General features: G+C 71.4%; 17 protein-coding genes. 9 read left to right on the forward strand and 8 right to left on the reverse strand.

The annotated features are described in order from the left end of the window. The first annotated feature begins 187 nt into the window (after positions 1–187). A complete protein-coding gene (locus tag FFS25_RS01710) occupies positions 188–1,945 on the forward strand; it encodes a DEAD/DEAH box helicase (protein WP_051990492.1) in 1,758 nt (585 codons plus the stop codon). Positions 1,946–2,024: 79 nt separating this feature from the next. On the opposite strand, the gene FFS25_RS01715 is transcribed toward FFS25_RS01710, so the two are convergent. Next, positions 2,025–2,645, reverse strand: coding sequence for an isochorismatase family protein (locus tag FFS25_RS01715; RefSeq protein WP_137801707.1), 621 nt, complete (start codon positions 2,643–2,645; stop codon positions 2,025–2,027). 14 nt (positions 2,646–2,659) lie between these two features. Then, a complete protein-coding gene (locus tag FFS25_RS01720; protein ID WP_006215198.1) occupies positions 2,660–3,997 on the reverse strand; it encodes a nicotinate phosphoribosyltransferase in 1,338 nt (445 codons plus the stop codon). 87 nt (positions 3,998–4,084) lie between these two features. Between FFS25_RS01720 and clpS the strand changes: the two genes are divergently transcribed. The 7 genes from clpS to FFS25_RS01755 all read left to right on the forward strand — a co-directional run bounded on the left by clpS (position 4,085) and on the right by FFS25_RS01755 (position 9,504). Continuing rightward, positions 4,085–4,444, forward strand: coding sequence for an ATP-dependent Clp protease adapter ClpS (clpS, locus tag FFS25_RS13505; protein ID WP_029643887.1), 360 nt, complete (start codon positions 4,085–4,087; stop codon positions 4,442–4,444). Next, positions 4,444–5,037: a DUF2017 domain-containing protein gene (locus tag FFS25_RS01730; protein WP_137801708.1), complete on the forward strand. Its 594-nt coding sequence runs from the start codon at positions 4,444–4,446 to the stop codon at positions 5,035–5,037. The genes clpS and FFS25_RS01730 overlap by 1 nt, the downstream gene beginning before the upstream one ends. 104 nt (positions 5,038–5,141) lie before the next feature. Then, positions 5,142–6,137: a glutamate racemase gene (gene murI, locus FFS25_RS01735; protein WP_212742699.1), complete on the forward strand. Its 996-nt coding sequence runs from the start codon at positions 5,142–5,144 to the stop codon at positions 6,135–6,137. After that, on the forward strand, positions 6,134–7,030 hold the full coding sequence (locus tag FFS25_RS01740) for an MBL fold metallo-hydrolase (RefSeq protein ID WP_006215194.1): 897 nt from the start codon (positions 6,134–6,136) through the stop codon (positions 7,028–7,030). The genes murI and FFS25_RS01740 overlap by 4 nt, the downstream gene beginning before the upstream one ends. Before the next feature lie 66 nt (positions 7,031–7,096). Beyond that, positions 7,097–7,873, forward strand: a complete 777-nt coding sequence (gene rph, locus FFS25_RS01745; protein WP_006215193.1) for a ribonuclease PH — start codon at positions 7,097–7,099, stop codon at positions 7,871–7,873. Continuing rightward, on the forward strand, positions 7,866–8,633 hold the full coding sequence (gene rdgB / locus FFS25_RS01750; protein WP_006215192.1) for an RdgB/HAM1 family non-canonical purine NTP pyrophosphatase: 768 nt from the start codon (positions 7,866–7,868) through the stop codon (positions 8,631–8,633). Before rph ends, rdgB begins: the two co-directional genes overlap by 8 nt. 1 nt (position 8,634) lies before the next feature. After that, positions 8,635–9,504, forward strand: a complete 870-nt coding sequence (locus FFS25_RS01755) for a phosphotransferase family protein (protein ID WP_137801709.1) — start codon at positions 8,635–8,637, stop codon at positions 9,502–9,504. A 28-nt stretch (positions 9,505–9,532) separates the two neighbouring features. Here FFS25_RS01755 and FFS25_RS01760 read toward each other — a convergent pair whose 3' ends face one another. Beyond that, positions 9,533–10,819: an ADP-ribosylglycohydrolase family protein gene (locus FFS25_RS01760; RefSeq protein WP_137801710.1), complete on the reverse strand. Its 1,287-nt coding sequence runs from the start codon at positions 10,817–10,819 to the stop codon at positions 9,533–9,535. 135 nt (positions 10,820–10,954) lie between these two features. Between FFS25_RS01760 and FFS25_RS01765 the strand changes: the two genes are divergently transcribed. Continuing rightward, entirely contained in the window at positions 10,955–12,712 is a 1,758-nt protein-coding gene (locus FFS25_RS01765; RefSeq protein WP_137801711.1) for an MFS transporter, read from the forward strand. Positions 12,713–12,748: 36 nt separating this feature from the next. On the opposite strand, the gene FFS25_RS01770 is transcribed toward FFS25_RS01765, so the two are convergent. From FFS25_RS01770 to FFS25_RS01790, 5 genes are all read right to left on the reverse strand, one after another. Beyond that, positions 12,749–13,459, reverse strand: a complete 711-nt coding sequence (locus FFS25_RS01770) for an MBL fold metallo-hydrolase (RefSeq protein ID WP_006215188.1) — start codon at positions 13,457–13,459, stop codon at positions 12,749–12,751. Beyond that, positions 13,456–14,556, reverse strand: coding sequence for an S-(hydroxymethyl)mycothiol dehydrogenase (locus tag FFS25_RS01775; RefSeq protein ID WP_006215187.1), 1,101 nt, complete (start codon positions 14,554–14,556; stop codon positions 13,456–13,458). Before FFS25_RS01775 ends, FFS25_RS01770 begins: the two co-directional genes overlap by 4 nt. Before the next feature lie 143 nt (positions 14,557–14,699). Next, entirely contained in the window at positions 14,700–15,863 is a 1,164-nt protein-coding gene (locus FFS25_RS01780; RefSeq protein ID WP_006215185.1) for a YihY/virulence factor BrkB family protein, read from the reverse strand. 209 nt (positions 15,864–16,072) lie between these two features. Then, positions 16,073–16,534 (reverse strand): MarR family winged helix-turn-helix transcriptional regulator, encoded by a 462-nt coding sequence (locus FFS25_RS01785; protein ID WP_024290760.1) that lies wholly within the window; start codon positions 16,532–16,534, stop codon positions 16,073–16,075. A 228-nt stretch (positions 16,535–16,762) separates the two neighbouring features. Beyond that, entirely contained in the window at positions 16,763–18,241 is a 1,479-nt protein-coding gene (locus FFS25_RS01790) for a malate:quinone oxidoreductase (RefSeq protein WP_006215183.1), read from the reverse strand. Positions 18,242–18,284: the final 43 nt, after the last annotated feature.

Consider the following 18,284-nt stretch of genomic DNA (forward strand, 5'->3'; position numbering starts at 1 on the left):
CGGGGCCTTGCTCGTGCGCCCTCGTGCGCCCTCAGCTCGACCCGCGCCACCCCCGGCCCCGCAGCGATTGCGGGGCGCCCCTCTGCGGCGCGTCCGCACGACGCCCGCCACGCGATCCGCGAAAGGACCTGCCCAGCCCGTGTCCGATGACTCCCAGCCCTCACTGTTCGGCGGCCCGGCCGCCGAGATGCCTCCCGCATACCCCGAGCGCGCCGCCTGGGGCACAGCGGGGAAGCTGCGCGCCTGGCAGGCAGAGGCCCTGGAGAAGTACTTCGCCGCCGAGCCGCGCGACTTCATGGCCGTGGCCACGCCCGGCGCCGGCAAGACGACGTTCGCGCTGCGCCTGGCCCGGGAGCTCGTGGACCGAGGGACCATCAACCGGATCACCGTGGTGTGCCCCACAGAGCACCTCAAGCGGCAGTGGGCGGATGCCGCCGCGCGCGTGAACCTGGCGATCGACCCCAATTTCAAGAACGCCGACGGCAGCCATGCCCGCGGGTTCATTGGAGTCGCGCTGACCTACGCGCAGGTCGGCATGAAGCCGCTGCTGCACCGGGCGCGCACCGAGCAGGGCCGCACGCTGGTGATCATGGACGAGATCCACCACGCCGGCGACTCCCGCTCCTGGGGCGACGGCCTCAAGGAGGCCTTCGAGCCCGCCGCGCGCCGTCTGGCTCTGACCGGCACGCCCTTCCGCTCGGACACCTCGCCGATCCCGTTCGTCACGTACCAGGAGGACAAGGACGGCATCCGCCGCTCGAAGGCCGACTACACCTACGGCTACGGCGACGCCCTCAAGGACCACGTGGTCAGGCCCGTGATCTTCATGGCGTACTCGGGACAGATGCGCTGGCGCACCTCGGCAGGCGAGGAGATGGCCGCCGAGCTCGGCGACGGCTTCACCAAGTCGATCACCGCTCATGCCTGGCGCACGGCCCTGGCTCCCGACGGCGCATGGATCCCCTCCGTGCTCCAGGGCGCCGACCGCCGCCTGACCGAGGTCCGGCGCACGGTCCCCGATGCCGGTGCGCTGGTGATCGCCACGGATCACCAGGACGCCAAGGCCTACGCCGCTCTGCTCGAGCGGATCACGGGCGAGAAGCCCACCGTCGTGCTCTCGGACGACAAGGGCGCCTCCGAGCGGATCGAGGCCTTCGCGGAGGGGGATCAGCGCTGGATGGTGGCGGTGCGCATGGTCTCCGAGGGCGTCGACGTCCCCCGCCTGGCCGTGGGCGTGTACGCCACCTCCACGTCCACCCCGCTGTTCTTCGCCCAGGCGGTCGGGCGCTTCGTGCGCTCGCGCAAGCGCGGGGAGACCGCCTCGATCTTCCTGCCCTCGGTGCCGCTGCTGATGGCGCACGCCAACGAGATGGAGCTCGAGCGCGATCACGCCCTGGACCGTCCCGTGGCGCAGGGCCCGGACTTCGTGGACCTCTCGGAACAGGGCTGGGACGACGACGAGCTCGCGGCCGCCAATCGCGAGGAGAAGGCCTCCTCACAGCTGGCCGGCGGCGAGTTCAAGGCCCTGGAATCGGACGCGTCGTTCCACGGCGTGCTCTTCGACGGCGGCGAGTTCGGCGGCGGCGTGGCCGCCGGCACCGACGAGGAGGCCGACTACCTCGGCATCCCGGGTCTGCTGGATGCCGAGCAGGTCACCACGCTGCTGCGCGAGCGGCAGTCCGAGCACGCCCGTCGGCGCTCGCAGTCGGCAGCCGATCAGTCGCAGCAGGCGTCGTCCGTTCCGGATCACCGCCGGCTCAAGGAGCTGCGCAAGAAGCTGTCGCAGAACGTCTCGGCCTGGTCCGCGCGCACGGGCACGCCGCACGGCGTGATCCACAACGACCTGCGCCGCGAGTGCGGGGGACCGGCCGTGGCCCAGGCCACCGAGGAGCAGATCGAGGCGCGGATCGCCAAGATGCAGAACTGGTTCGTGGGGCGGAAGTAGGACGCACCGGGGCGAGACGCTTCGATGCGGAAAGTCCCGCCGCAGCAGGCGCAGCGCGTCGGTGCGAGGCGGGGTCCCGTCAGTCGCGCACGACCTCCACGCCTGCGTCGTCGAGCTCGTCGATGACGTCCTCGAGGGAATCGGGGGAGACGGCGGCGCTCAGGCTCAGCAGCACCCGGGTCTCGTAGCCGGCGTCGGCGGCGTCCAGGGCGGTGGCGCGCACGCAGTGATCGGCGGCCAGGCCCACGATGTCCACGGCCTCGATCTCCCGATCGCGCAGCCAGTCGTCCAGGCCGATCGGCTCCTCGTCCTCGGCCTCGTCGTCCTCCTCCACCGCCCCCAGGGGCGTGGAGGTCTCCGGGGCCAGGACGCCCTCGAAGCCCGAGTAGGCGGCTTCGTGCTCGCCCTTGCGGAACCAGGCCTCGATGCGGTCGGTCTCGAACTCGTCGTGGGTGTCGGCGCCCTTGGTCTCGGCCACGCAGTGCACGGGCCAGGAGGTCCGGAAATCAGGGTCCTCGGAGAAGTGCGAGCCCGGCGAGATGTGCCAGTCCAGGGTCCCCACGATCGCCTCGTAGTCCCCGTGGTGCTGCTCGATGTGCTCGGAGATCGCGGCTGCGACGTCCGAGCCGCCGTCGACGGCCAGGGAGCCGCCCTCGCAGAAGTCGTTCTGGACGTCGACGACGATCAGTGCGGTGCGCATGAGGAGGGTTCCCTTCAGTTCTCGAGCACGGTGGGGATCGCGGCCTCGCCCTCGGAGAGGCGGGTGGCCGAGCGCGGGAGCTCCCGCACGGAGTCGGCGTGGCGCTGCCGGGCGCGCCGGACGCCCTGGGGGCCGGTCCAGCCGTCGACCAGCTCGCCTCCGCGCACGAAGTCCTGCATCAGGGGGCGGTCGTCGCCGTCGTCGGCGGGATCGTGGCCCACCCCCACGATCTCGTGGGTCGCGGTGCCGCGCGGATCCAGGCGCCGCAGCGCCGACTTGCGCCCGCCGACGGAGGCCTTGCCGGACGAGGCCTTGGCCACGGAGACGAGCTGCCCATCGGCGCCCTCGCGGGCCACGAGCTTGTAGACCATGGAGGACGTGGGGGCCCCGGAGCCGGTGACCAGTCGGGTGCCCACGCCGTAGGAGTCCACGGGGGCAGCGGCCAGCGCTGCGATCGCGTACTCATCGAGATCGGAGGTCACGGTGATGCGCGTGTCGCGGTTTCCCAGGCTGTCGAGCAGGGCGCGCACGCGACCGGCCTGATCCACCAGGTCCCCGGAGTCCACACGCACGGCCCCTAGCTGCGGACCGGCGAGCTCGACGGCCAGGCGCACCGCCTTCTCGACGTCGTAGGTGTCCACCAGCAGCGTGGTCCCCACGCCCATGGTCTCGAGCTGGGAGCGGAAGGCCGCCTCCTCGTCGTCGTGGAGCAGCGTGAACGCATGCGCCGAGGTGCCGATGGTCTTCAGGTCATAGCGGTAGCCGGCCTCGAGGTTGGAGGTCCCTGCGAAGCCCGCGATCACGGCCGCACGGGCGGCGGCCACGGCGGACTCCTCGGAGGCCCGGCGCGAGCCCATCTCCAGGCACGGGCGCTCGCCCGCGGCGGTGATCATGCGGGAGGCGGCGGAGGCCACGGCGGAGTCGTAGTTGAGCACCGAGAGCAGGTAGGTCTCCAGGATGCAGGCCTCGGCGAACGTGGACTCCACGCGCAGGATCGGCGAGTGCGGGAACCAGAGGTCGCCCTCGGCATAGCCGCTGATGTCGCCGGTGAAGCGGAAGTCCGCGAGCCACTCGAGGGTGGCGGCATCCACCACGCCGGTGCGCTCCAGGAAGGCCAGGCGGTCCTCGTCGAAGCGGAAGCTCGCCAGTCCCTCGAGGAAGCGCCCCGTGCCGGCCACGACGCCGTAGCGGCGTCCGGCGGGCAGGCGGCGGGAGAAGACCTCGAAGACGCTGCGCCGCTGCGCGGTGCCGTCGCGCAGGGCGGCCTGCAGCATGGTCAGCTCGTAGTGATCCGTCATCAGCGACGTCGGGGCGGGGGACCAGGTCCGGTTGCTCGATTCCACGCAGGCCACTGTACTGGCCGCCCGCCGTGCGGTCCTGTCCCCGGGCATGGTCCTCATGATGCGCTGTCGGGACCGGTGCCTACGATGGGGCACATCATGGAGCTCAGCACGAGAACCCGCACGCCTCTGACCAGCCTCGGACCGGATCTGGACGAGCGCCCGGAGGTCGACACCGCCCAGCGCACCGCCCTGGAGATCCCGTGGCACGTGGTGGTCTGGGACGATCCCGTGAATCTCATGTCGTGGGTGACCTGGGTCTTCCGCACGCACTTCGGCTTCTCGCAGGCCAAGTCCCACGCGCTGATGCTCGAGGTCCACGAGCGGGGCCGGGCGATCGTGGCCGAGGGCACTCTGGAGGAGGCCGAGCGCCATGTCGCCGCCCTGCACGGCTATGGCCTGATGGCCACCTACGAGCGCGCAGGCGGAGGCCAGGACGCGGATGGGGTGCGCAGCTGATGGCGCACGGATTCCGCTCGGGGGCCCACGGCCTCTCCGCCCGGCTCTCCGCGGATGAGCGAGGGCTGCTGGTCAGGCTCTGCCAGGACATCATCGGCTTGCTCGAGCTCGAGCAGGCCGCTCCGGAGGCAGATCCGCTGGAGGCCCTGCTCGGCGGCGACGGTCCCGTCGAGGCGCCGCAGGATCCGGCGGTGGCGCGCTTGCTGCCGGCCGGCAGCCAGGATCCGGAGCAGGCGGAGGAGTTCCGCCGCTTCACCGACCGGTCCCTGCGCGAGCAGAAGGTCGCCTCGCTGCGCGCTGCGGCACTCGCCTTCGAGTCCGATCCCGTGCGCCTGAGCCCCGCGGCGGCCAGCGACGTCTCCCGGGCGCTCAACGACATCCGTCTGGTGCTCTCGACCCGGCTGGGGATCGACTCGGAGGCGGACGCCCGTCGGGTGGAGAAGGCCTCCGGGAAGAAGCCCAAGGACACCGAGACCTACATGGCCGTCGTCTACGGCTTCGTCTCGTGGCTGCAGGACTCGCTGATCCAGGCCATGCTGGTGGAGCTGCCGGAGGATGACGGGACGGATGATCAGCCGGCGCAGGGCCTCTGACCAGCGTGAGGACTCTGCATGAGTCATCGTGTGAAGTGATCTCCGTGACCTCGTCGGCGCGCGGTTCAGGCTGCTGAGCGGCACCGGTCTACCCTGGGTGCCCTATGCGCGAGATTCCGGGGATCACAGAAGCGGCAGACGGACCCGTCGAGGGTCCGTCGCCCGATGCTCCCATCGGCGTGTTCGATTCCGGCGTGGGCGGGCTGACGGTCGCCCGGGCGATCATCGACCAGCTGCCGGATGAGCGGATCGTCTACGTGGGCGACACCCTCAACGGCCCCTACGGTCCGCTGCCGATCGCCGAGGTGCGCGCCCACGCGCTGCGGATCATGGACGAGCTGGTGGACTCCGGGGTCAAGGTGCTGGTGATCGCCTGCAACACCGCCTCGGCGGCCGTCCTGCGCGATGCCCGGGAGCGCTACACGCGCGCCTACGGCATCCCCGTGGTGGAGGTCATCCAGCCGGCCGTGCGCCGGGCCGTGTCCTCCACGCGCAACGGCCGCATCGGCGTGATCGCCACCCAGGCCACCGTGGGCTCGCGGGCCTACGAGGACACCTTCGCGGCCGCTCCGCAGCTCGAGGTGCGCTCCGTGGCCTGCCCCCGGTTCGTGCCGTTCGTCGAGGCCGGGGTGACCACCGGTCCCGAGGTCCTCGAGACCGCTCAGGAGTACCTGCGTCCGCTGCAGGACTCCGGGGTGGACACCGTCGTGCTCGGCTGCACGCACTACCCGCTGCTCACCGGCGTGATCTCCTACGTCATGGGGGAGGCGGTCACGCTGGTCTCCTCTGCGGAGGAGACCGCCAAGGACGTCTACCGCGCACTGGTGCGCCATGACCTGGCGCGCGTCCAGCCGCCGCAGGAGCCCCACGAGTTCCTGGCCACGGGAGATCCGGAGCCCTTCCAGATCCTGGCCCGGCGCTTCCTGGGCCCGGAGGTCACGGCGGTGCGCCACGTGGGCTCGGTGGCCGAGCAGTTCCCCACGGGCTCGCTGTCCCAGGTGAGCTCGCAGATGCTCGCCGAGCACGCCGCCGTGAAGGACCGCGCCTCCGCCGGCCCGTCCCCTGTCCGCGCCTCCGACGATGAAGGCCCCGTCTCATGATCCTGACCGTGATCGGCTGCACCGGCTCGTTCGCCGGCCCCGATTCCCCTGCCTCCTGCTACCTGCTCACCGGAACCGATCATGAGGGTCGGACCTGGCGGGTGCTCATGGACCTCGGCAACGGGTCGCTGGGCGCGCTGCAGCGCCACATCGAGCTCTCGGAGATCGATGCCGTCCTGATCAGCCACCTTCACCCGGATCACTGCGTCGACCTGGCGGGGCTGCACGTGGCGGTGAAGTGGGATCCGCGCGGCTGGGGGGCCGGCCCGGTCCCGGTCTGGGGCCCGGCCGGGATGATGGACTACATGGAGGCCGCCCACGTCCTGGCCTCCGCGGAGACGATCGAGAACGAGTTCACGATCGGGCAGTGGGAGGACGGCCGGGCCGTGGAGATCGGCCCGTTCCGCATCACCCCTCACCGGGTCGAGCACCCGGTCGAGGATCCGTTCGCGCTGCGCGTCGAGTACGACGGAGCCGACGGCAGCAGCGTGCTGACCTACTCCGGGGACAGCGACGCCTGCGAGGGCCTCACCGAGGCCGCCCGCAATGCCGATCTCTTCCTGTGCGAGGCCGCCTACCACGAGGGCCGCGACGCCTACCGGGGGATCCACCTCACGGGCCTGCGCGCCGGGCAGACCGCCGACGATGCCGATGCCGATGAGCTGATGCTCACGCACCTGCCCGTGTGGAACTCGCCGACCCGTGCCGTCAGGGAGGCTGCCGAGGCCTTCACGGGTCCGATCTCGCTGGCTCAGCCGTCGACCTCGTACCGGATCGTGGCCGACATGGACCGCACCGCCGGTCGCGTCCTGGCCAGGGGCCGCTCGGTGCCGAGCACCACGACCACCATGCGCGTGATCGACCCCAACACGCGCGGTGCCGAGACGCGCTGAGCTCCGGCACGGCTCGCCCGCCGAGCCGTTGGCCGCCGCCGCCCGCGCGCGGCTAGGCTGGGCGCCATGACTTCCGAGGCCGAGACCCCCGCCGCATCCTCGTCCGCGAGCGGACCCCGAGCGGACGGACGCGCCGTCGACGAGCTGCGTCCCATCACCATCACGCGCGGCTGGTCCGCGCAGGCCGAAGGCTCGGCGCTGATCGAGTTCGGGCAGACTCGCGTGCTGTGCACCGCCTCGGTCACCGAGGGCGTTCCGCGCTGGCTGCGCGGCGAGGGCCGCGGCTGGGTCACCGCCGAGTACGCCATGCTTCCCCGGGCCACCGGCACGCGCTCGCAGCGCGAGTCGGTCAAGGGAAGGATCGGCGGCCGCACCCACGAGATCTCCCGGCTCATCGGCCGGTCGCTGCGCTCCGTGATCGACCTGAAGGCGCTCGGCGAGAACACCGTGGTCCTGGACTGCGATGTCCTCCAGGCGGACGGCGGCACCCGCACGGCATCGATCACCGGTGCCTATGTGGCGCTGAGCGAGGCCATGGGGTGGGCCCGACGCCAGGGCCTGGTCACCGGCGATCCGCTCACCGACTCCGTGGCCGCGGTCTCGGTGGGGATCATCGACGGCGTCCCCATGCTGGATCTGCCCTATGTCGAGGACGTCCGCGCCGAGACCGACATGAACGTGGTCGTCACCGGCTCCGGGACCTTCGTGGAGGTCCAGGGCACCGCCGAGGGCGCCCCGTTCGATCGCAGCGAGCTCGACGGCCTCCTGGACCTGGCGGTCGCCGGATGCGCCGATCTGGCGAGGATCCAGGCGGCCACGCTCGCGGAGGGCCGCGATGCCTGAGCAGCATGACCCCTCCCAGGCCGCCGCACCGACCGCTCCCGGTGCGGCCGTGGAATCCGCACCGGAGGACCCCGAGCCAGATCCGGACGCGTCCGCGGTGTCCATCCCATCGGGCGCCCGCCTGGTCCTGGCCACGCACAACGCCGGCAAGCTCGCCGAGCTGCGGGCCATGATCGCAGCCGAGCTGCCCGGTCTGGACGTCGAGCGCGCCGTGGTGGACGCAGGCTCCCTGGGCCTGCCCGACGTCCGTGAGACCGGCACGACCTTCCAGGCCAACGCGCTGCTCAAGGCGCACGCGGCCGCCGAGGCCTCCGGCCTGCCTGCCGTGGCCGATGACTCCGGACTGGCCGTCGACGTCCTTCACGGCGCCCCGGGCATCTTCTCGGCACGCTGGGCGGGGCGCCACGGCGACGACACCGCCAATCTCGAGCTCCTGCTGGCCCAGCTGGGCGATATCCCCGATGAGCACCGTGCCGCGGGCTTCGTGTGCGCCGCAGCTCTGGTGACCCCGGAGGGAGCCGAGCACCTCGAGTTCGGGCACCTGCGCGGCACGCTGCTGCAGGAACCGGTCGGCGACGGCGGCTTCGGCTACGACCCCGTCCTGCGCCCCGACGGCCTGGACGTCTCGTGCGCCCAGCTCGATCCGGAGCACAAGAACCGGATCAGCCACCGGGGACAGGCCATGGCCGCCCTAGCGCCGCACCTGGTCGCCCTGCTCTCCCAGGGCGCTCCCGCAGCGGAGCCCGGAGAGGAGCGCTGAGGTGGTCGCCCTGGGCATGAAGCGCATGCTCCCGTACGCCGATGTGGTGGATGCCGCGCTGCGCGAGATCGGAGAGCACCCGGATCCGAGCACGTGGCGGATCATCACGAGCGGGTCCGCGCACGTGGTCGTGGGGATCGACGACCGGCTGTGCGTGCGCATCGCCAAGAACCCGGCCGCCAAGCGCAGCCTGGTACGGCGCACCGAGGTCCTCTCCAGGCTGCCCGAGTACTCCTTCGCCACGCCGCGGCCGCTGAGCCGCGTGCACGGCAGCCGAGGCCACGGCGCTGTCGCCCTGTCCTGGGTGCATGGCGAGCACCGCTGGGGCAGGGTGGACACCGCGGAGCTGATCTCGCTGCTCGAGCAGCTGTGGGCCACCGACACCGCACCGCTGGAGGCCTATCTGGACCGCCCTGGTCAGCATTGGGGCGGGCATCGTCGGCGTCGGATCATGCTCGACGACGTCGTGCCGCGGCTGCTGCCGCGCAACCGCGAGCTGGCCCGGCACGCGATCCGGGATCTGGCCGAGCTGGAGACGGTGACTCCTCGCCTCGTGCACTCGGACCTGATGGGCCAGAACATGATCTGGTCCGGTGACGCGCTGGCCGGGGTGATCGACTGGGATCACGCGAGCCTGGGCGATCCGGCGCAGGACGTGGCCGCACTGGCCTGCTCGTACGGCTGGCCCACCCTCGACGGCGCCCTGCCGCCCGAGATCCTGCACCGAGCCCGACTGCACGCGCGGATCATGCCCATGCAGTCGGTGGCCTACACGCTGGTCCAGGATCTGGACACGGCGCAGGTCAATCAGGCCGTGGCTCGGGCCGATGAATGGATCGACACTCGTCTGCGAGCCCTGCTGCGCCGCTGAGCCGGGTCCCGAGCCCAGCGGCGATCGCTCAGCCGGTCAGGCCGAGCAGCTGCACCCACCGCTGGCAGGCCTCCTCGATGACCTCCCGGGCCTCCAGCCGCCCGATCTGCTGAGCCTCCAGCGACGCACCGCCATGCGCGGCGGCGATCAATGCCGCCGCCAGCGGTGCGCTGCCGCGGGCGTCCGAGCCCTGCTCCCGCTGGGCCGCGGCCACGGCCGTCTTCCAGAGCTCAGGCGCCGAGGCACCTGTCTGCTCGGCTTCCAGGGCGCAGCGCAGGCCGATGGCCAGCGTTCTGGACGACGTGTCCCGGTCCGGCCCGGCGCTGCTGCCAGCGGCGCGGGAGCCTGGCTGCCCCTGCGGGGTGTCGGCGTCCTGTGCCACGCCCGCGGCGGTGTCCGGATCGCGTCCATCGAGGACGGCCTGGAGCAGCTCGGAGGTGCCGCGGGTGGGACGGGTGAGCCGGCCCAGCACGTCCAGGGCGGACTCGGCGGCAGTGCGCACGGGCTCCTCCGAGCCCCGGCAGCCCTCGACCTGCGCGGCTTGGAGCATGAGCGCCAGCGCGGTCGCGGCCGTCTGCGCCTCGGCCCGTCCGTGGGTGATCGCGGCGGCATCGATGCTCAGCGGGGCGATCGAGCGCCAGCCCACGGGAAGCAGACCGTAGGGGATCGAGCGGATCACCGCAGTCCGGTCCTGGGCCTCCGGGAGCACGGGGCGCTCGACCAGGCCCATGCTGCCGGTGAGCAGCGCCTCCAGCGTCTGGCCCTGGTGGCCGTGATCTGCGTGAAGCACCTGGTGGGCGTCGATCCAGCGCGGCAGCGGGGAGGGCGCGGACTCCGGCCATTCGACGTCCTGGGTGCGCAGCCAGCGCAGCTGCGCCAACCACTGGCAGGCGGTCTCATCGGCGGCCTCACCGGCCGAGGCCCATTCGATCGACTCGAGCAGCCCGTCCATCGTGTAGAGGCTCAGCTGGGTGTCGGCGCTGATCCGTAGCGGCTGAAGCTGGAGCGTCGTAGGACCGGAGACGGCTGCGGCGTCCGCGATGCTCGCCCCCGCTCCTCCGGAGGCCGCACCCGCACCGGGCGAGCCGCCCTGCGCGGCGCCGGGCGACGGGATGCCGAGGACCTGGCCTCCTGCTGCGGTGCTGAGGCCCTCGGGCGGGGCCGCAGGGGCTTGCGCGGGCTCGGGCTGCGCCGTCAGGGCGTCCCCCAGTGCCCCTGCGAGCATGATCGCGCGGACCCGATCGGCGATCCCGGGGAGATCTGCCAGGGTGCCCTGGTCGGGCGAGAGCGCGGGCGAGGACGAGGATGGGGTCATGGCCCCATCCTAGAAGCGCTGGGACGCGCCCCGGCACGAGGCCCGCGGGGCCCCCGACGCTCGGCGCTAGGCTGGGCGCCGAGCACCGCGCAGAGCCGGTGCCGTGAATCCGTCCGCACGACAGCCAGGAGCGCCATGAGCGACAGGGCCAGGCTCGGCACCGGCCGCGAACCCGCAGCCGACCATGCCGCCGGCGGCTCGTGGTCGGGATCCCGCAGCAGCACCGGCGAGGGACGGGCAGACGCGCCGACCGGCTCCGGGCCTAGCGGTGCCGCCGCGGGCTCCGGCGAGTCCGGCGCGGGAGAGCTGGCCACGCCGCTGCCGGACCGGGGCCACCGCGCGCTGGCGATCGGCGGCATCGCCAGCGCGGGCACGGCGGGACGCGGCCCGGAGCTCGGTGCTGCGGGGCACAGCGGCGCCGTCGCAGGGGACGGCGCCGCGCCTGCGGATCCTTCTCCCGGCGCCTCGTCGGAAGCCGACGTCCAGGCCGGCGATCGCACCTCGGACATGACGGTCGAGGACGGCTCTGCCCCGCAGGAGGGAAGCGGCCGCGATCGGCGCACCCGACGGGCGCAGCTGCGCACCCTGATGGTGGGTGACTACCCCGTCCTGCGAGGCGTGGTCTCCAACTGGTACCTCCTGCTGACCCTGATCGTGCGGCTTCCGTCGGTCATCCTGCCGCTGACGGTGCTGACCTACGTCACCGCCGTGTCCGGGCAGGAGCTGTGGGGTGCCGCCTGCGCGGGCGCGGTGCACCTGGGCCAGGCGGTCTCGGTGCTGGCCCTGGTGCGCGGCGACCGGATCCGCCGCCGGCAGTGGATCCTGCTGCTGCACACGCTGCTGCACGTGGGTGTGATCTGCTGGCTCGTCTTCCGCTTCTCGGAGCAGGCGCAGGACGCGCCCACCGCGCCCTGGCCGTGGCTGCTGTGCCTGCTGGCGGGGCTGTCCGCACCGCAGCTGGGCAACGCGACCCGGCTGCGCTGGCGCACCATCCTGGAGCAGCGCCGCAGCCTCGACCTGATCCTGCCGAGCATGCGCCACGACGCCGTCATGGACGCCGTGACCCTGGTGCTCGGCGCGCTGATCGTGGGCGTCCTGGCGATCACGCTGGGGCCGCTGCTGGGGATCATGGCCGCCGCCGGGCTGCTCGTGCTGTGCACGACCGCCCTGCTGCTGCACCCCACCGCCGACATCCTGGGCGAGGATGCCCAGAACCATCTGGTCGATCCGACTCATCAGCCGCTCAACTCCGCCATGCGACGCAGGCTGCGCACGCAGCGGCGCATGCGCTTCCTGCCGGTGGTGGGCGTCGGGTGCATCGGGCTGATGCTGGGCTCGATCCAGATGTGCCTGGTCTACTTCACGTCCTCGGTCGAGGCCATCGAGACGATCGGGGCCCAGTTCGCGGCCCTGGGCCTCACCGCTGGGGCGGCGGCGGTGATCACCGCAGGCGCGCGGCCGCGTCGTCCCTGGAACCTGTGGGTGCTCTTCGGGGCGGTGACGGTGCTCGCCACGCTGCTGATGTCTCTGCCGTCGCGGCCGCTGGGAATGGTCCTCATCCTGGCGGTCCTGGGCGCTGCGATCGGTCCCACGCTGGTGGCCGTGTTCTCCACGGTCCCGCTGATCACCCCGCTGAGCGAGGTCAGGGGACTCACTGCTGCCACGAGCGTCCTCATCCAGGTGGGGATGGGCCTGGGCGTGGGCCTTGCCGGTGTCATGGGCGACCTGGCCGGCTATGAGACGGCCGCCCTGCTGCCGGTCCTGGCGGCGGCGGCTCTTCTGGCGACCGCCTTCGTGCTCATGGCGCGACGCAGCCGCGTGCCCCTGGACCTGGTGGGGGAACGGCCGATCCCGGGCACCGAGTCCGTTCCGAGGATGCTCTCGGAGGACTGAGGCCCGGGATCGGCGCGATCGATCAGCGTCCGCGGATCAGTGGCCGCGGTCGAGCCACTCCTGGACATGCGGGGCCTCGGCCCCGATCGTGGTGGAGTCCCCATGCCCGGTGAGCACCGCGGTGGAATCGGGCAGGGTGAGCAGGCGCTCGCGGATGGACTCGATGATGGTGGGGAAATCCGAGTACGAGCGGCCCGTGGCTCCGGGACCGCCCTGGAAGAGGGTGTCTCCGGAGAACACCACGCCGCTCAGGGGCTCGACGGGGGAGCCCTGGTCGTCCACGACGCCCAGCTCCGGGGCGTAGAGGCACACCGAGCCGGGCGCGTGGCCCGGAGTGTGCAGCGCGCGCAGGCTCAGGGAGCCGATCTGGAACTGCGTGCCCTCGGCGATCTCGTGATCGGGGGCGGTCCGCGGGTGGGTCTGGTCCCACAGCACGCGATCCTCCGGATGCAGCCAGGTCTGCGCCCCGAGCATCTGGGCCACCTGCGGGGCCACGCCCACGTGGTCGTCGTGGCCGTGGGTCAGCACTACCGCCACGACCTCTCGGCCTGCCACCGCCTCCCGCACGGCCTCCGGGGAGTGCGCGGGATCGATCACCAGGCAGCGCTGGCCGTCCCCGACGATCCAGACGTTGTTCTCCACCTCCCACGTGCCTCCGTCGAGGGAGAAGGTCCCGCTGGTCACCACGCGCTCGACGCGCACGGAGCCGTCGGCGGAGGCGGCGACGGTCTGTGGCGCGGTGCTCATTCGCCCACCTCCACGACCGAGCGCAGGACGCGGCCCTGCTTCATCTTCTCGAAAGCGGACTGGACGTCATCCATGGTGATGCGCTCGGAGACGAAGCTGTCAAGGTCCAGTCGACCCAGGCGGTACTGGTCCACGAACATGGGGAAGTCGCGCTCGGGCAGGGTGTCGCCGTACCAGGCGGACTTGATGGAGCCGCCGTGGCTGAAGACCTCGGCCAGGTCGATGTCGGTGACCGTGCCCGGGTTCGGGACGCCCACCAGCACCATGCGACCGGCCAGGTCACGGGCCTCGAAGGCCTGGCGGAAGGTGGCAGCGATGCCCACGGCATCGATCACCAGGTCTGCGCCGTGGCCGCCGGTGATCTCGCGGATGGCCTCGACGGGGTCCTTCTCCTTGGAGTTGACCTTGTGCGTGGCGCCGAAGGACTCGGCGGTGGCCAGCTTCTCGTCGTCGAGGTCCACGGCGATGATCCGCGTGGCTCCACCCAGCTGAGCGCCGGCGATCGCCGCGGTGCCCACGCCGCCGCAGCCGATCACGGCCACGGACTCGCCGCGCTTCACGGCACCGGTGTTGAGCACCGCGCCCAGGCCGGCGGTCACGCCGCAGCCGAGCAGCCCGACGGCCGCGCGCTGCTGCGGCTCGAGGGCACCGCCCGGGATTCGAGTGCACTGACCGGCTGCGACCAGGGTCTTCTCCGCGAAGGCGCCGATGCCCAGGGCGGGCTCGAGCGGGGTGCCGTCCTGCAGGGTCATCTTCTGCGTGGCGTTGAGGGTGTCGAAGCAGTACCAGGGCTCGCCGCGGTGGCAGGCGCGGCACTGGCCGCACACGGCGCGCCAGTTGAGGATGACCTCGTCGCCGACGGCGATGTCCGTGACGCCCTCGCCGATGGCGGCCACGCGGCCGGTTGCCTCGTGTCCGAGCAGGAAGGGGAAGTCGTCCGAGACGCCGCCGACCTGGTAGTGCATGTCGGTCTGGCAGACCCCGCAGGTCAGGATGTCCACCAGGGCCTCCCCGGGGCCCGGATCCGGGACCAGGATGGTCTCCACGACGGGGGCCTCGTCCTTGGCCTTGACGACGACGGCCTTGACTTCATGCATGCTGGATCGCTCCTCGTGCGTGTTCAGGACAGATGCTCGCCGCCGACCCTGGACAAGATGGCGGGAGGCGCCGCGGCACCAGGGCCGCGTCGCCTCCCGCCACTGTAGCGAACAGCACAGACGTCGTGCCTGGCCCGCCTGTCTCAGACCTCGCGCTGGCGCTGCTCGTCGAGCACTGAGCGGGCCTCGTCATCGAAGTGGGCGACCTCGTCGGCGCCCGCCGCGCCGGAGTCCTTCCCACTGGCCGTGTAGTCGATCCCGGAGTCTGAGTCCAGGCGCAGCTGCCGGCCCTGCTCGATGAGCTTGTCCTGCTTCTCGATGTTCGCCACGACCGTGCCGACATCGCGCGGGGGCAGCTGCAGCGTGTCCTCCGCGGGGATGCCGGCCTGCAGCTCGCGCGCCCGCTCGACCTCGGCGTCGATCTCGGCACCCAGCAGGAGCACGTTGTTGAAGATCCACACGCCCAGCAGGCCCAGGATCACGGCGCCGATGACGCCGTAGGTGGCGGTCTGCGTGGCGAACTGCGTGGCGTAGACGGAGAAAGCGCCGGCGGCCAGGATCGCGCCCAGGATTGCGAAGACGGCACCGGGGGAGATCCAGCGCATCTTGGGCTGGCGGACGTTGGGGGTCCGGTAGTACAGGACGGCCACGAGCAGCATGAGCAGCAAGAGGATGACGGGCCACTTGGCGATGTTCCACACGGTCACGGCGGTCGAGCCCAGGCCGATGGCATCGCCCAGGGTCTCCGCGATGCCGCCGGAGAGCAGGATCATCAGGAAGATCAGCACCACGGTGATCACGACCGTCAGCGTGGTCAGCAGCATGGACAGCTTGAGCTTGACGAAGCCGCGGCCCTCCTCGACCTCGTAGATCCGGTTCATGGCCCGGGAGAATGCGCCGACGTAGCCGGAGGCCGTCCACAGTCCGGTGGCCACACCGATGATCAGGGCGATGATGCCGCCGCCGGTCGAGCTGGTGAGGTTGTTGATCGGCTCGGAGAGCAGCTCGTTGAGCTCCGGCGGGACGCGTCCGTCCAGGAAGCCGGTGATCGCCTGCGTGGTCTGCTCGCCCTGGCCGAACACGCCCAGCAGGGAGACGACGGCCAGCAGGCCGGGGAAGATCGCCGAGACCGTGAAGTAGGTCAGCGCTGCGGCCAGGTCCGTGCAGCCGTCCTGCGTGAACTCCGCGAACGACCGCTTGAGGACATAGCCCCATTTCATCTTGGTCGGCGAGTCCGGCTTCGAGCTGCTCTCGGCCGCGGGGGCCTCGGCGCGCTCCAGGGTCTCGCGAAGGTTGTTCTTCGCCACGTGGGGCTCCTTGCTGAGGGTCGAGAGGGAACTCGGATCGCTCGTGAGCTCGGGCGGCCGTCGCGATCCGGGAGTTCAGTGTACTGAGATCCGGCCCGCGGACCCGGGAGCCGGCGCGACCCCCGTCGCTCCGACGCGCCGGGCAGGGCGGGTCGAGGCGGCAGGGTCCGCATGGTGCAGGGCGCGGACCGGGGAGGTCCGTGCGGGGATCAGTCGGTCAGGCTGTGGCGCAGGCGATCGGAGAGCCGGGTGAGGATGCGCAGCTCCTCCGAGTCCAGCCCGGCGACCATGAGCTCGTGCACGTGGCGGTCGAAGTGCTCCGCGATGCGCTGCTGCAGGTCCTTGCCGTCCTCGGTGAGCCTGATGCGCAGGCCGCGCAGGTCCTGGGGATCCTGCCAGCGGTGGACGAGGCCCTTGGCCTCGAGCCTCTCGAGCATGCGGGAGAGGCTGGACTGCGTGAGGAGGACATACTCGTTGAGCTCGTTCAGGCGGATGCCGCGGGCGTCGGAGCGGGCCAGGTTGAACAGGACGTCGTATTCGCGCATGGACAGATCCGCGAACTCCTCCTGTCGCTGGAGCTTGCGCATGACGGTGACCTGGGCTCGGTACAGGGCCTCCCATGCAGTGGTGGAGGTCTCTACGGGGTCGTTGTCAGATTCTCTGGTGGGCACGAGCCAGATCATATGTCATCCAAGTCGAATGCATGATTCTTCCGTGTCCACCGAAAGGCGCCTGTGTCCGGAGAAAAGGTCGGGGACAGTTCCGACGGCGGTCTCCGTCCATGTCTGTGGCCTGCAACGTCACGGAAGGACGGGCCGGGACGACGCCGGCCTCCCATGCATATGCATGGGAGGCCGGCGTTCAGGCGTGCGTCATGAAAGCGCTCGGAGGCTATCCGCTCATCGGATTCCGAGGGTCTTTGCGGTGTGGCCCATGATCTCGTCGGCCAGCGCCGGGTTCTCATCGAGCTGCTGACCCAGCGAGGGGATCAGGTCGGTGAGGCGGGACTTCCAGGCCGCGGAGTGGTTCGGGAAGCAGCGTCCCAGCAGGTCGATCATGATCGGGACCGCGGTCGAGGCGCCCGGGGAGGCGCCCAGGAGGCCTGCGATCGAGCCGTCGTCGGCGGTGATGAGCTCCGTGCCGAACTGCAGCACGCCGCCCTTCTTCTTGTCCTTGCGCATGACCTGCACGCGCTGGCCGGCGTGGACGAGCTCCCACTCCTCGGCCTGGGCCTGCGGGTAGAACTCGCGCAGGGCCTCCATGCGCTGGTCCTTGTTCTTGGCCAGCTCGGAGAGCAGGTACTTGACCAGGTCCAGGTTGGCCAGGCCTGCGCGGGCCATGGGGTAGATGTTGTCGGGGCGCACGGACTTGGGCAGGTCCAGCAGGGAGCCCTGCTTGAGGAAGTTCGGCTTGAAGCCGCCGTAGGGGCCGAACAGCAGCGACTTCTTCCCGTTCTCGTAGCGGGTGTCCAGGTGCGGCACCGACATGGGCGGGGCGCCGACGGCCGCCTGGCCGTAGACCTTGGCGTCGTGGCGCTCGGCGATGCTGGGATTGGAATTGCGCAGCCACAGCCCGGAGACCGGGAAGCCGCCGAAGCCCTTGATCTCCGGGATCCCCGACTTCTGCAGCAGCGGCAGGGCTCCGCCGCCGGCGCCGACGAACACGAACTTGGCGCGGATCTCGCGGGAGTCCTCCGAGTTCAGGCGGTTCTGGGTGCGCACGATCCAGGTGCCGTCCGGCTGGCGGTCCAGGTTCTGCACCTGGACGCCGGTGCGGATCTCGGCGCCGTTGGCCTCCATGTGCCGGATCAGCTGGCGGGTCAGCTCGCCGAAGTTGACGTCGGTGCCTTCCGGGGCGAAGGAAGCGGCCACGGGGCCGGCGCCGCGGCCCTCCTGGGTCAGCGGGGCCCACTGGGCGATCTGGTCGCGGTCCTCGGAGAGCTCGAGGCGCTCGAAGAGCTTGTGCTGCGAGAAGGACTCGTGGCGGGCCCGCAGGTACTCCACGTGGTCCGGGTTGAAGACCATGGAGATGTGCGGGACCGGGTTGATGAACGAGCCCGGCTGGCCGAGCTTGCCCTCGGTGACGAGCGTGGACCAGAACTGGCGCGAGACCTGGAACTGCTCGTTGATCTTCACGGCCTTGGTGGCATCGACCGTGCCGTCCGCGGCGCGCGGGGCGTAGTTGAGCTCGCACAGCGCGGAGTGCCCGGTGCCGGCGTTGTTCCACACCGCCGAGCTCTCCTGGCCCACGTGGTCGAGGCGCTCGAGCAGGGTGATGCTCCAGCTCGGCTCGAGTTCCGTGAGCATGGCGCCCAGGGTCGCGGACATGATGCCGCCGCCCACCAGGACGACGTCGGTGGATTCCATGGTCTTGGTCACGTGAAGAGGCCTCCGTCTGCTCGGGCGCGGAGATCAGCTGCCC

The organism is Kocuria sp. 2SI, from assembly GCF_005502825.1.
In the GTDB taxonomy this organism is placed as follows: Bacteria; Actinomycetota; Actinomycetes; order Actinomycetales; family Micrococcaceae; genus Kocuria; species Kocuria palustris.

Bases quoted from the DNA above. Each gene is read 5' to 3' on its own strand.
- FFS25_RS01710 (WP_051990492.1), top strand. From the start codon at position 188: ATGCCTCCCGCATACCCCGAGCGCGCCGCCTGGGGCACAGCGGGGAAG.
- FFS25_RS01715 (WP_137801707.1), bottom strand. From the start codon at position 2,645: ATGCGCACCGCACTGATCGTCGTCGACGTCCAGAACGACTTCTGCGAG.
- clpS (WP_029643887.1), top strand. From the start codon at position 4,085: ATGGAGCTCAGCACGAGAACCCGCACGCCTCTGACCAGCCTCGGACCG.
- FFS25_RS01730 (WP_137801708.1), top strand. From the start codon at position 4,444: ATGGCGCACGGATTCCGCTCGGGGGCCCACGGCCTCTCCGCCCGGCTC.
- murI (WP_212742699.1), top strand. From the start codon at position 5,142: ATGCGCGAGATTCCGGGGATCACAGAAGCGGCAGACGGACCCGTCGAG.
- FFS25_RS01740 (WP_006215194.1), top strand. From the start codon at position 6,134: ATGATCCTGACCGTGATCGGCTGCACCGGCTCGTTCGCCGGCCCCGAT.
- rph (WP_006215193.1), top strand. From the start codon at position 7,097: ATGACTTCCGAGGCCGAGACCCCCGCCGCATCCTCGTCCGCGAGCGGA.
- rdgB (WP_006215192.1), top strand. From the start codon at position 7,866: ATGCCTGAGCAGCATGACCCCTCCCAGGCCGCCGCACCGACCGCTCCC.
- FFS25_RS01760 (WP_137801710.1), bottom strand. From the start codon at position 10,819: ATGACCCCATCCTCGTCCTCGCCCGCGCTCTCGCCCGACCAGGGCACC.
- FFS25_RS01765 (WP_137801711.1), top strand. From the start codon at position 10,955: ATGAGCGACAGGGCCAGGCTCGGCACCGGCCGCGAACCCGCAGCCGAC.
- FFS25_RS01770 (WP_006215188.1), bottom strand. From the start codon at position 13,459: ATGAGCACCGCGCCACAGACCGTCGCCGCCTCCGCCGACGGCTCCGTG.
- FFS25_RS01775 (WP_006215187.1), bottom strand. From the start codon at position 14,556: ATGCATGAAGTCAAGGCCGTCGTCGTCAAGGCCAAGGACGAGGCCCCC.